General features: G+C 49.3%; 15 protein-coding genes and 1 pseudogene. 5 read left to right on the top strand and 11 right to left on the bottom strand.

Annotated features, from left to right (window positions below; translation table 11 throughout):
* Window positions 1–241: 241 nt before the first annotated feature.
* A complete protein-coding gene (locus C1Y43_RS04580) occupies window positions 242–1,144 on the bottom strand; it encodes a LysR family transcriptional regulator (protein ID WP_104187158.1) in 903 nt (300 codons plus the stop codon).
* Window positions 1,145–1,238: 94 nt separating this feature from the next.
* On the opposite strand from C1Y43_RS04580, the gene C1Y43_RS04575 reads away from it, so the two are divergent.
* Both C1Y43_RS04575 and C1Y43_RS04570 read left to right on the top strand, forming a co-directional pair.
* Complete coding sequence (locus tag C1Y43_RS04575; protein ID WP_104187753.1) at window positions 1,239–2,246, top strand: NAD(P)-dependent alcohol dehydrogenase; 1,008 nt, start codon at window positions 1,239–1,241, stop codon at window positions 2,244–2,246.
* Window positions 2,247–2,475: 229 nt separating this feature from the next.
* Window positions 2,476–2,943 carry a GNAT family N-acetyltransferase gene (locus C1Y43_RS04570; protein ID WP_104187156.1) on the top strand — a complete coding sequence of 156 codons (468 nt, stop codon included), beginning with the start codon at window positions 2,476–2,478 and terminating at the stop codon, window positions 2,941–2,943.
* A gap of 151 nt (window positions 2,944–3,094) precedes the next feature.
* Here the strand turns inward: C1Y43_RS04570 and C1Y43_RS04565 are convergent, their stop codons facing one another.
* The 4 genes and pseudogenes from C1Y43_RS04565 to C1Y43_RS04550 all read right to left on the bottom strand — a co-directional run bounded on the left by C1Y43_RS04565 (window position 3,095) and on the right by C1Y43_RS04550 (window position 6,237).
* Window positions 3,095–3,628 carry a GNAT family N-acetyltransferase gene (locus tag C1Y43_RS04565; protein WP_104187154.1) on the bottom strand — a complete coding sequence of 178 codons (534 nt, stop codon included), beginning with the start codon at window positions 3,626–3,628 and terminating at the stop codon, window positions 3,095–3,097.
* Between the two features lie 127 nt (window positions 3,629–3,755).
* Window positions 3,756–3,926: pseudogene (locus tag C1Y43_RS04560) on the bottom strand (integrase); the annotation flags it as partial.
* Between the two features lie 72 nt (window positions 3,927–3,998).
* Window positions 3,999–5,171, bottom strand: a complete 1,173-nt coding sequence (locus C1Y43_RS04555; RefSeq protein ID WP_104187153.1) for a DUF2235 domain-containing protein — start codon at window positions 5,169–5,171, stop codon at window positions 3,999–4,001.
* 562 nt (window positions 5,172–5,733) lie between these two features.
* Entirely contained in the window at window positions 5,734–6,237 is a 504-nt protein-coding gene (locus C1Y43_RS04550) for a MarR family winged helix-turn-helix transcriptional regulator (protein ID WP_058775134.1), read from the bottom strand.
* A gap of 70 nt (window positions 6,238–6,307) precedes the next feature.
* Between C1Y43_RS04550 and C1Y43_RS04545 the strand changes: the two genes are divergently transcribed.
* Window positions 6,308–6,598 carry a DUF1330 domain-containing protein gene (locus C1Y43_RS04545; protein WP_104187151.1) on the top strand — a complete coding sequence of 97 codons (291 nt, stop codon included), beginning with the start codon at window positions 6,308–6,310 and terminating at the stop codon, window positions 6,596–6,598.
* A gap of 371 nt (window positions 6,599–6,969) precedes the next feature.
* On the opposite strand, the gene C1Y43_RS24040 is transcribed toward C1Y43_RS04545, so the two are convergent.
* The 5 genes from C1Y43_RS24040 to C1Y43_RS04525 all read right to left on the bottom strand — a co-directional run bounded on the left by C1Y43_RS24040 (window position 6,970) and on the right by C1Y43_RS04525 (window position 10,550).
* Window positions 6,970–7,215, bottom strand: a complete 246-nt coding sequence (locus C1Y43_RS24040) for a transposase (protein ID WP_233209794.1) — start codon at window positions 7,213–7,215, stop codon at window positions 6,970–6,972.
* A gap of 329 nt (window positions 7,216–7,544) precedes the next feature.
* On the bottom strand, window positions 7,545–7,736 hold the full coding sequence (locus C1Y43_RS24285; protein ID WP_369974298.1) for a hypothetical protein: 192 nt from the start codon (window positions 7,734–7,736) through the stop codon (window positions 7,545–7,547).
* A gap of 22 nt (window positions 7,737–7,758) precedes the next feature.
* A complete protein-coding gene (locus tag C1Y43_RS04535; protein ID WP_199189137.1) occupies window positions 7,759–8,682 on the bottom strand; it encodes an alkene reductase in 924 nt (307 codons plus the stop codon).
* A 96-nt stretch (window positions 8,683–8,778) separates the two neighbouring features.
* Entirely contained in the window at window positions 8,779–9,588 is an 810-nt protein-coding gene (locus C1Y43_RS04530) for an enoyl-CoA hydratase/isomerase family protein (RefSeq protein WP_233209793.1), read from the bottom strand.
* Window positions 9,589–9,662: 74 nt separating this feature from the next.
* Complete coding sequence (locus tag C1Y43_RS04525; RefSeq protein WP_104187149.1) at window positions 9,663–10,550, bottom strand: LysR family transcriptional regulator; 888 nt, start codon at window positions 10,548–10,550, stop codon at window positions 9,663–9,665.
* Between the two features lie 122 nt (window positions 10,551–10,672).
* On the opposite strand from C1Y43_RS04525, the gene C1Y43_RS04520 reads away from it, so the two are divergent.
* Entirely contained in the window at window positions 10,673–11,305 is a 633-nt protein-coding gene (locus C1Y43_RS04520) for a glutathione S-transferase family protein (protein WP_104187752.1), read from the top strand.
* A 356-nt stretch (window positions 11,306–11,661) separates the two neighbouring features.
* Window positions 11,662–11,922, top strand: coding sequence for a hypothetical protein (locus C1Y43_RS04510; RefSeq protein WP_058775123.1), 261 nt, complete (start codon window positions 11,662–11,664; stop codon window positions 11,920–11,922).
* Window positions 11,923–12,483: 561 nt separating this feature from the next.
* On the opposite strand, the gene C1Y43_RS23575 is transcribed toward C1Y43_RS04510, so the two are convergent.
* Window positions 12,484–12,592, bottom strand: a 109-nt coding sequence (locus C1Y43_RS23575; protein WP_146068640.1) for an IS3 family transposase, incomplete at its 5' end; no start/stop codon positions are given.

The raw sequence follows: 12,592 nt of genomic DNA, 5'->3' as shown, positions 1-12,592 counted from the left end.
TTCCGCCGGAGCAGTGTTAACGGGGTTTAGCTGAGTCTGCCGTAGCCTATTAAGAGCGATCTAACCTGCCGGTGATCCATGACGAAGTGGAGCGGCAGCAGCGTGAAGAAATATGTTATTACCTCCAGGAGCGCCGACATTATCTGGGGTATGTCGACTGCTGGACTGCACACGTTTTACATACATAACCCATCTGCTATTCAGTACAGGTGACAGGCTGTTTCATATTGCGTCCCGCAGGCTACCAGCGTGGTGTAGAAAACCATGAAGTCAGCCAGTCTGTTAATGCACTGATTTTTGCCGACTGCAACTGGCTTGAAGGTTTCATTAACCAGACACCATCCTCGCCTGTTGCCTGCCAGTCCGACAGCACTGGCACCAGTGAACCCTCAGCCAGTTCTTTCTGTACCAGCCAGTTGGCCGCGAGTAATATCCCCATACCCGATTGAGCGGCCAGTATAAGCCCATCCATTTCGTCACTCTCGTAACGCGTCTTAACAGGTACCCCTATCTGTTGACCGTCTTTCTCGAGTCGCCATTCGGGCCAGCTGTGCATGGGTGTGAAACCCAGGCAATCATGCTTACGAAGGTCCTGAGGGTGTGTTACAGGGGAATGGCGCTCCAGGTAATCCGGCGCGACACATAAAATGCGACTTGTATTTGCCAGCTTTCGGGCAATTAATCTGCTGTCCTTCAGAACACCAATACGTATTGCCATATCAAAATTATCACCCAGTAAATCTACGTAGCGATCGCTGCAGTGCAACACAATACGGATGTCAGGATAGGCTTTCAAAAAGAATGGTAAGGCCTGCACGACCCACTTTCGTCCGAAAGAGGCTGGAACGGTAAGGCGAATCGTCCCGGCCGGACGCGCTGCCAAATCACGGGCTTCCTCTTCCGCTTCCCGTAGCAGCTCATCTGCCAATTCAATTTTTTGCCGATAGCGTAAGCCTTCTTCTGTGGGACGTATGCGTCGGGTGGTGCGTTCCAGCAGGCGAATTCCCAGACGTTTTTCTAATGCAGCTACACGCCGGGAAACGACAGAGACATCTCTTCCCAAATCGCGCGCACCAGCACTAAAGCTGCCAGCGCGCACTACCGCAAGAAAAGCTTCCCGCTGACGATAATCGTCATCATGCATTATTGCACCTCATGCAACAGTTATTTGTTTTTCAGGCTCATTATAGCGTCAGTTCTGCCTCAAAATGGTCGTATTAATTGAACCGGGGGACACCATGAAAGCTATCCACTTATCCGCTGCAGGAATAGACGGCTTAAAAATATGTGATATTTCACCACCACAACCAGGGTATGGCGAAGTGCTGATTCGTCAGCATGCTGTGAGTCTGAATTACCTTGATTTGGCGCTGGCCACTGGTAAATTTGGCGCTGTTTCGCAGCCGGTTATTCCTGGTGCAGACAGCGCGGGAGAAATTGTTGAGTCTGGAGAGGGAGTTGTAGGCTGGCAAATCGGCGAACGTGTGGTGCCGGGTATGATGTCTCACTGGCATGCTGGAGCAATACGATCTCAACATCATCAAACATTACGCGGAGTTACGACCAACGGCGGGCTGGCAGAATACGCTGTGGTGCCTGCTGAATCACTGGTGCGTATACCCGACTTTCTCAACTGGCAGCAGGCAGCGACGTTACCCATTGCCGCAACGACCGCATGGAACGCTATAGTGCGCGGTAAAATACAGCCCGGCAGCACTGTTTTACTGCTTGGCACGGGAGGTGTGAGTCTGTTTGCATTGCAATATGCGAAGGCAGCAGGTGCGCGGGTAATCATCATTTCCTCTTCTTATGAAAAACTGGACAGAGTGAAAGCCCTGGGAGCGGATGAAGGAATTAACTATCACGAGGTGCCCGAATGGGATCAACGGGTGCTTAAGCTTACTGAGGGGCATGGCGCTGATCTCGTACTGGAATCAGTGGGCGGCTCAACATTTGCGAAATCGATTAACGCAGCAGCTCATAACGGAACTATTTTCGTTATTGGCTTTGTTGGTGGTGCTGAAGTCAGCATGCCTGTTCTGCCCGTAATGCAAAAGATGTTGAATATTGTGGGTAACAATACGGGTTCGACTTCAGATTTGCGCGCGGCGGTCAGGGCGATTGAAACCTCCACGATTTATCCCGTAATTGATCGTATTTTCACTTTTGCCGATACACGGAAAGCTTATCGCTACCTTGAGGCTGCCGGACATATCGGGAAAGTGGTTATTAGTCTGGATGCATAACGCTGAATCAGCCGGGGAGTTCATCATGGGGCCTGATACCGGCTGATTACTCCTGTCCAGTAATGATGGACACTATTTTCCAGGAAAGGAAGCCCGCTGCGCAAAAGCGCTGAATGAAACGCTGGCATAAGAGTGCAGGATTCATTTTTTTCCTGAGAAGTATTGATAGTCCGATTTTCCATCAGGTGATAAGGTCAGGTTTCCCGGGAATTCTTAAACAGGATTGAGCGTGACTATTTCAGAGAACTATGAGTGGCATAAAGATAACTACCTGATAAGTACAGACAGAAAAAAACTGGATGTGCAAGCTATCCATCTCTATCTCACGAGATCAACCTGGGCTAAAGGGATTGATCTGGCTCTTGTCCGTGCATCCGTTGAAAACAGCCTTAATTTCGGTGTTTATCACGATGACGCCCAGATTGGTTTCGCGCGCTTAATAACAGATTACGCTACGTTTGCTTACCTTTGTGATGTTTATATCCTGGAGGAATATCAGGGAGAAGGGTTGGGTAGATGGGTGATGCAATGCATACATGATCATCCGGTTTTTGAGCGGCTTCGCAGGATCATGTTGTTTACAACCACAGCGCCCTGGCTCTATGAAAAGTTTGGCTACGAGCCTGTTAATCGGGAAAACTATGCATGGAGTATCACACGTCCTGATATTTACACTCATGCAAAAAAGACTGGCTGACCTGCGCTCCTGTTTGTCTCCAGTCTGGCGTATACACTCCAGATCTGCAATCTCCGCTTCTGGCACTGAGCGGACGAGTTTATTGAGCTAAGGGCCGCTGTGAGCGAGTAGCTGACTTTGATAATTGATGTATATCTCAGGTAAAGCATGCTTAATGACTGAATTCGTCTTTTAACAATCCAAAAACCCAGTCATCCTGCCAGCGATCCTGAAGAAAATAGTTTTGCCTTAATGTGCCCTCATGTTGAAATCCTACCTTAAGCAATGTCCTGCGTGAGGCTTCATTACCCGAGGTAACTGTCGCTGTTAGCTTGTGATATCCATGTGTGTTAAATGCAAAACGAGCAATATCTTTTAGAGACTCGCTGCCAAAACCTTTGCCATGAAATTCCGAAGCAAGTATGAATCCTACTTCCGCAATGCCCTCACTACGCTCAATAAAGCCAGTTACTCCAATGGGTAAATGTGTATTCTTTTGACTGATAACGAGACACAGCCAGTGTTCACTGCCTTTTTGCCACGGTTGCAAGCGCTTCTCAAAGGAGTGGGTTCTGATCTCCTCTTCCGTTCGTGAATCGCTAATGAAATTCATAACATGGCGGTCCTGATTTAATGCCAGATAAAATGGCCAGTCAGTGTGGCTGAGACAGCGATAATTAAGTCCGGCAGAGGGAACATAATGCATTGGCATTCTCCATATTTTTCTTTAAGTTCCGTTAGATTTGAAGATTTCATGAGCCGGATTTCAACAACCTTACCAACGTTCGTAACGTCCACTTTTGGCACAGGAATGCTGTTGCAGCCCTCACAAATTAAACTTCAATAGACTCAGCTATCTCCAGAGCATCATCCACTTCAATACCGAGATAACGGACTGTGCTTTCCAGTTTCTTATGACCCAAAAGAAGTTGGATCACCCGGAGATTCTTAGTTTTCTTGCAGAACAGGGAAGTTTTTGCTCTTCTCATTGAATGTATATTGTAAAAATAAGTGCATCTGGCTGAGTTAGTTGATGCAGAATCCTCTCCGCTAACAGCGTTATGCCACGATTCAAGTCAGTCACCCTCTAGAGGCCAGTCAGCAGCGCTGTTCAGACGCTTTTTGATATAATCGATGGTCACTGGATTGCCTCCCTGTAGGATAGCTCTTGGCTTGTACCAACCCATTTTCATCCATTCAAATACCGAAGGATGGAATGTTTGTCGTTCAGTGATTTTACGCACTGTCATCCCCCCTTTTAGGGAAGCAAGAACAATTTTAAGGCCACTGTAAAATTCTGAATAGGAGTCACGCATTTCATGTGCTGGCTCAGCAGCCTCGGCAGGGTATTCTGGAGCTTTTTCCAGGCGCCCTGGAAACCCTGAGGCTTCGGCAAGCTCACGGAGCATCCATATATAGGAGATATTTGACAGCCCCGCAACCTGATATCCTCCACCAATATTACTGTGGACCCCACAGAACCAGACTTCCTTAACAATCTGTTCGTACTCATTTAAGTTGTTCCAGTACATCGGCGAAAAATGTGGGCGAACTTCATCGAGGGCGAGGGCATGTCGAACATGTTTTATTCCTTTAGGCGAAATCTGGTGAAATTTGTTAAATGTGTCCTGAAATACCAATGAACCTACTGTATCCCAAAGTCCCAGAAACTCGATCTCCACCGAGTCATTCCCAGTTAAAGATGACGACAGTCCACCGCTGTAGGGAAGGTTATTGCGGTATGATGCCCACAATGCCGGCAATTCCTTCTCGGGAATAATCCTTCTAGCCAATGGCATTCCCAAATGACGTATAAAACTGGCTAGGCTCCTCGCGGAAAAAGCCCCGCGGCTGAACCCAAAGAGATAAATTTTGTCACCAGACGTATAACGTTCTGCTAAAAACCGGTATGCATCGAGAATCCGTGCGTTTGTCCCAGAGCCCGTTGCACCCTCATACTTCATTTTTTCTTGATCACCCTGAGACCCCACTCCATTTATATATAAAGCTTCTCCCAAATATTCATCACCAATTTTCAGAGAAGAAATCAGTCCATAATATTTATATTCCTCACTATCAATAAGGTCAGTTGGTTTGTATTTTTCTTTATTTCCGGTTAGAGCGCACCATATTTTTAGCACGTTACTTTCGACACTACTGAGCGGGGATTTATTTCTGACAATGTACTCTATATCGGTTTGCCCTGGGCTATTTCCCGTACCATCGAGACATACAAATAAATGGCGCATATCACAACCTCGCAATTTGAAAGGTGGGAATGGTAGTACAGATAACTAATTTTAATCCATATTAAGCGAATTAGCCATAGTCATGGCTGTCTTATGTAACAGAGAGCATTTTAGATTATAGAAAACTGGGAGAGTGTTTGATCTGATCCCTGCCAATTAATGCATTGCAGACTTAACATCGACTGCTTTTGGCACAGAACGGAGATTCAGCATGCATTTTTACAAAGTACCAACATCCCAATGGTCAGTATGTGAAAGCATGTAACTCTTCACTCGTCCCGTGTTATAAGCCCCATACTCCACACCTGTTTTTTGAGAATACCTGCTTAGCCCAGTGCTGACGCGGATATGAGCATGCCCGCACTTTCTGGGCATATACAGGGAAAGGTAGGGTATGGCACGATTTATACGGCTGTAAGCGGCTACGCCGGGCGTACGGCGCCATCCAACTTCACACCTGAACGCTCTGCATGCCCAAAAAAATGAGGTAAAAAATTGTTCATATTGAGGAAACCTATTTTTTTCAAGATGCTCAATCAGGAGTGCTGATACGGGGGAATTGTCATTCAGCTACCGTATTTTTATTGTGGGAGTTGCGATCTGCTTCAGGGCTCTGGTCGATATTTATTGCCCTGGCTAACTCCTCCATTGCCCGTGTTGCTGACCGGAGTCGGTCATCACCCATCATAATGGATAACTTATCTTTAGCTGATTTCCATACAGGCAAGGCTTCTGCCATGAGCTGGTATCCGGAATGCGTCAGATTTAGCCGCTTTCCTGCGCGGCCGCGTCCACCTTCGGAACGGACTAAACCTCTCAATTCCATGTTCTGAACATTTCGGCTCAGGGTTGTCGCATCAACACCCGCGCTGGCCGCAAGATCAACTATTGTGGCGCCCTCGAAAGCTCCAATTCCAACCAACAGGCTGAATTGCTCAGCGGTCAGACCGAGCGATTTGAAATAGACATTGTAGTAGCGCGTGACTGCGCGCGCCGTGGCACGTGCCTGAAATCCCGGACATTCAGCTGCTACATCCCTGAAATATTTTGGATCAAAACCGCTCATGAGGTACCTCTTGAAATCCCGATCAACGAATAATACTGTATATGCATTATTTAACAACAGGAGAAGCATTATGCCAGCGTACGTGCACATCAATCTGCGTGTTATCGACCCTGACAGGCAGTCTAAACTCGCTCCCCGGTTTCAGGCAGCTCTGAAAGAAGCCGGCGGGCGAATTCTGCATTTTGGCTCCGTGTCGGAAGTTCTTGAAGGCGATGAAGTGCCTCTGCCATTAGCTGGCGTATTTGAGTTTCCAACTCTCAACCAGGCGTTAGCCTTCTACAACTCTGAAAAATACGCACCTATCAAGGCCGAACGCCGGGAAGCTCAGGAAGCACGGATGTTCATCGTCGAAACCGACTGAGATCCTTTCCCGGAATACAGACAGATTCTTTCGAGTCCATCCTGCGCCTCATAAGGCTTTGCCAGGAAACCAAAAATATCCTGCGCAGAGCCTGTTTATTATGAAGACAAAGCCAACATCCCTGGGTAGAGTTTAAAATAAGATTCATATAAATCAGTCGTTAAGTGCAACTCTTGATTCCAGATCACAAAAAACTGTTGCCGTTTTCAGAACGCCATAGCACCGGTGAACCCGTTTTCGCATCAGTACATCGATGGCTACCATTTTAGGTTTGCCCCTGAGACATATTTCCTTGTAGATATTACGCATCCGTTAATTTTTCCGCACAGGGCAGACATGCAGAGCTTTGCTCTGAGCTGAGGCGGCCGATTTTAGACAAGCGTGGCCTTCCCCGAACGTTTTTCAAGAGGCACCACGCCCGGAAAAGCCGCAGCCTGATCTGCTGATTCAACGTTATGGCTGCGCAGCACAACCAGCATGTGCATCCCCAGTTGGGGCCAGACAGATTTAATCGACGTCAGCAGCGCACAATCCCGTTTCAGGAATGAGCTGGCCTGAATGTCCGCTTTAACCTGCCGTTCAATATTTCTCACTTCTTCATGGAGCAGCTGCGCCATTCTGATTCATGAACCGATGACGTCTGCAGGCGTGTCAGTAGACTGATATTTTTCGAGCCGGTTTTCCCCCCGCATAACGTCAGCCAGCAGCTCGTCCCAGCAATACCGACTGGAAACATGATTTCACTCCTCTCACATAGTTTCTGAGCTGCAGAACCTGATGGCTTCATTTGTTGCCCCCCTGGTGAAAGACGTTCTGATTTCCGCAATGAGCGGAAAGCGGAGTGCTGCAGAGTCTGAAAAACTCATATTTGATTGAAGATCATTCATCTGAAATCCGGCATTCCATGGGAATACCGAATCTCAGTTAACTTTTGATGGTTGTATACTCAGACCGGGCGTTCTTTTGGTGTTAGCAGTGAATGAGCAGGAAAATCACTGTAGCCCCGCTCACCTCCGCCAAAGAAAGCGTCACGGTTGTACGCAGCGAGAGGAAAAGCGTTTCTTATACGCTCTGGCAGGTCCGGATTGGAGGTAAAGAGACGACCAAAAGCAATCAAGTCGGCCTCACCTTTTTGCAGCGTATTCCCGGCATCCTCTGGTTTAAAGCCGCCCGCCGCAATAATTTTTCCCCTGATAAAAAGCGCGCAAATCGCGGCTGGCTACCGGCTCCGCATAATAGCCCGCCTCCCTGTCTTCCGGCCCCACGATGCGGGGTTCGATAACATGCAGATAGGCCAGGTCAAACAGGTTCAGCTGCCCGACCAGATAACGGAAAGTGGCTATCGGATCGCTGTCATGCATATCACCGTATATCCCGCTGGGAGAAATGCGCACAGCAACGCGCCCCGGCCCCCAGACATCAGTCAGTACGCTAACGGACTCAAGCAGAAAGCGCGCACGGTTTTCAAGGGAGCCGCCACAACTGTCAGTGCGCTGATTGCTGCCATCCAGCAGAAACTGTTCAGGTAAGTAACCGTTGGCGGCATGGAGCTCAACGCCATCAAATCCTGCAGTTCTGGCCCGAATGGCTGCCTGCCGTAACTCCTCCATGAGCTCATGAATTTCATCCAGTTCCAGAGCGCGAGGAACAGGAAAAAGCTTGCCCTCATAGGATCCCCGTTCATTTTTCACCACGCCATAAGTATCTCTGGCGATGAGCGCTGAAGGCGCGACGGGCTGACGTCCCGCTGACAGTTCAGGCAGGGACTGACGACCCGGGTGCCACAACTGCAGTACAATCTGAGCGCCTCTGGCATGCACGGCTTCAACCAGGCGCTGCCATCCCGCCTGTTGCTCGTCAGTAAAGATTCCCGGTGCATCTTCATAGGCATTCGCATAGGGCGAAACCGCCGTGGCCTCAGCGATAAGGAGCCCTCCGAGACTCGCTCGCTGGCGGTAATATTCTTTCATCAACTTGCCGGGAACACCGCCCGGTTCGGTCCTCATGCGCGTGGTGGGCGCCATAACGACGCGATGGTTCAAATGCAGTTTTCCTGCAGTCACAGGTGAGAATAAAGGGTTCATTAAATCTACCTCACGTTGAGCCAGAGCACATGGGCCCTGGCGCAATATCAAATGAATTCAGTAATGCCAAATAATCTGAGTCAATATCCGACAGGCTTACTGCCGGGCCAGTGTGTGGGCAACCTGCGCGGCACTGATACCTTCCAGCGCCAGGCCATAACCCAGCCCCTCATCTACCAGACGCTTAAGACGCTGAGTCAGTGCAATCCGGGTGTAGTGCGAGGTCAGTGGCGGAAGTGCAGCAATCCCGTCGGCAATTTCGTGAGCGCGGGCCAGAAGCTTATCAGCGGGCACAATTTCGTTTACTACGCCCCAGTCTTTCGCCGTTTCCGCATCAAGCACCTGACGGGTCAGCAAAAAGTGGCGGCCCCGGAGCGATCCAATAACTTCTGGCCACAGAATGTGCACGCCGTCACCGGGGACGATCCCGAATTCGAAATGCGGTTTATCCTGAAAAACGGTTTCCGGGGTGGCCAGAATGGTATCGGTCAGCAGGGCATATTCACTGTGAAGCAGCACCGGGCCGTTTAGCGCGGTAATCATCGGAACTTCGATATCCAGAATGTTGTTCAGCACCTTTCTGCCTTCGCGCAGAATTTTGTCGAAACCTGCCGGGGTGAAGAAATCAAATCCTTCCGGACTGATCGCGTCCATAAAGGCATCACCCGAACCGGTCAGGATCACTGCGCGGTTTTCACGGTCTTCGCCGATGGCATGGAAGAGCTCGACGAACTGCTCGTGGGTATGGCCATTGAAAACCAGTTTTTCACCGGCAGTATGGAATTTAACCTCCAGTACGCCATTGGGTTTACGGGTCAGGCGGGCATTAGGAAAGGCATAACGATAAGTTTCAAACGTAGACATAGTGGCGATCCTTGTTGTTACCAGACCGGAGTGGCTGGACATGAAACAACACTATTCCATTCCAGTTACATTGGGATCACCTGGAAATCAGATAACAACTATTCCTGAATGGAATATCATGTTCTACTCTCCCCCATGATGGTTTCAACAAAACCAGCAAACTGCCGGGCTTTGGCACTCGCTAGTCGTCCGTTTGGGAATACGGCCCACAGGTCGATGGAAGGCAGTTGCCATGACGTCAGCACCTTCTGAACGGTTCCGTTTCTTAATTCCTCGGCAAACATCCAGTCGGAGGCAATACACAACCCCATATGGCTCAGCACGGCAGCTCGCTGTCCTTCAGCGGCGCTGACGCGGATGCGACCGCTCACGGCGGTGGACACAACGGCACCCTGCCGGGTAAATGACCAGAGGCTGGGCTGTGAGTTATAGAGAATTGCCTGATGTTCTGCGAGTTCAGCTGGCGTTTTCGGCTCCCCCCTTTCTGAGAGATATTCCGGCGTGGCAATCACTGAGCGGGGTCCTGTTGCCAGCTTTCTGGCGACGACACCTGAGTCGGGCAGATTTCCCATGCGCAGTGAGATATCAATACCTTCAGCAATCAGGTCGATCACTCTGTCATCCAGGATCACGTCCACATCCAGTTCCGGATGCTCATCAAGGAACGCCGGAAGGCGGGGAATGATATGCAGCCGTGCAAAAGTGGTTGCGGCTGAAATCCGCAGCTTTCCGGACAGGCCTTTTCCTGCTCCCCGGGCGGCCAGTTCAGCCTCTTCGGCTTCCTGCAGGGCGGCACGCGCACGCTCATAATAGCGCTGCCCGGCCTCGGTGGGCGTCAGGCCGTGGGTCGATCGGGTCAGCAAACGGGTCTGTAATCGCGACTCCAGCTGAGCAACAATTTTGGAGACCGCAGGCTGGCCCACGTTTAGCTGTCTGGCAGCTGCAGAGAAGGAGCCTGTATCCACAACACGAATGAAAGTGGCCATTGCCTGAAAGCGATCCATTTTATTCCTCTGAAGAATAGATGTTATCCGTTGAGCATATCTACCATTCCTGTATCATGCCAGCCATTATCATTTCCAGCTTGCCGGGGCTGGCCCGGCAAAACTCTCAGCAGGAAATGATCATGATTGATATTCATGCTTTCGCCACGCCTAACAGCATCAAGGTGCCTGTCGCGCTCGAAGAACTCGGTTTTGAATATGTTTTACACCCGGTGAACGTCCGTAAAGGGGAACAGAAGTCAGCTGAATTTCTGGCCTTAAACCCCAACGGCAAAGTCCCTGTGCTTGTTGATACTGATGCCTTATCTGAGCCGCTGGTACTGACGGAGTCGGCCGCCATCCTTATCTATCTTGCTGAAAAAACGGGGAAGCTTTTACCGGCTTCAAGCCCGGCCAGGTCACGGGTATTTGAGCAGCTGTTCTTTCATGCTTCAGGACTGGGACCGGCTTTCGGTCAGGCAGGTTTTTTCCAGCGTCAGGCATCCGAACCACAGCCGCTGGCAATTCAGCGTTTCACTACTGAAGCAGACCGCACCCTTAAGGTGCTGGATACCCTTCTGGCTGACCGCCAGTTTGTTGCCGGAAAGGAATACAGCATTGCTGATATTGCGCACTTCGGCTGGCTGTGGCGTCGGGAGTTTGCCGGGGTGAGTTTTGAAAACACACCAAATGTGGCTCGCTGGTTTGATGAAATGATTAACCGGCCCGCCGTACAGCGCGCCACAGAACGCATTAACGCGCTTGTCCCCCGGTAAGTGACTGTTGTAAAGCCGCCCGGAAATTAAGAGATCACCCTAAATAACTTTTCAGAGAAAACATCATTATGCTGCAGGCAAAGCTTGACGCTTTTAAGGCGGATTTTGAAGCAGGTAAGCCCCCCTTTAATATCCCTCAACCGGTGGCGGAAATTATGCGCCGCGCGACGGATGAACTGATTCAGTCCGGCGCCGCTACGCGGTAAGCCTGAACATCCATAGGAACCTCAATTTACGGGCATGAAAAACCCGCCGGAGCGGGTCTGTTTGCGGAGCTCAACATACAAAAGGGATACTGAACTTTAACGTTTAACTGTCGATAATTGGCCTGGACCCAATTATAGGAGCCTCAGGCTATGGATAAGCTCTCCCGGTTATTCGAAAAATCCCGAGATGTTCAGTCGCTTTATGAGCGAACAACTGACACTCAACTCAACTTTATCGCGACAAAATGCAATCGAGATGAAGTGGCGGCTATCCATATCAGGCTGAAGCTATTTCGCTCTGAACTAGCAGCTTGCCCCGAATGGGACGGTGACACTCAAGACCAGATATGGGATGCGATCGAGACACATAAGCGCCTACTTCTGCAGATTGATTTGCTAAAGAAGCCATAAACAGTGCTCATTCACACTGAATAATTAAGGTTAAGTGCCGATACTGAAGGCATGCAACTCAAGGAGAACGCTTAATGGAACAACCAAACCCTCTCGCAGTCCTGTCGTCAATCATCTGGTTTTTAATGTTTATCCCATGCTTCCGCATGGCTCAGAAAGCTGGTTTCGGATGGAAGATGGCCTTATTACTCTCGTGTCCCGGTCTTCACTTTTTCATGCTTTTCGTCTTCGCTTACAAGAAGTGGCCGAACGCTCCTTATAGATAAGCACTGATCATTTGTCAGGATGGGCGGAGCATCAAAGCTAGGTTAGGATTGTTCTCAATCGAATAGTCAGATTCTACCTATAAAGAAAAAACAGCATTAATGCTCTCATAGGTAATGAGAAAAGGTGCATGGATGGATAAAGTCTGTTTTCCCCCACTACTACCACCCGGTTTTCATGACTTGGATGACATTGGATTAAAAGATCTATGTGTAAATGCTTTCCCTACTTCAGTTAGGAGGAGTACGCTACACTGTAATTTTGTACAGCTAATAGGACTGAATCGCCACGGATAATCTAGACACTTTCGAGCCGTTGATAATATTTGTTTTCGTATTCAGTTGGTGGCATCTGATCGCTCGAGCCATGCCGACGCTTACTGTTATAAAACATTTCGATGTAATCA

It is taken from the genome of Pantoea sp. ICBG 828, assembly GCF_002928355.1.
In the GTDB taxonomy this organism is placed as follows: domain Bacteria; phylum Pseudomonadota; class Gammaproteobacteria; order Enterobacterales; family Enterobacteriaceae; genus Pantoea; species Pantoea dispersa.
The sequence above is the reverse complement of the archived record's forward strand: the minus strand, read 5'-3'. Positions and strand labels throughout refer to the sequence as shown.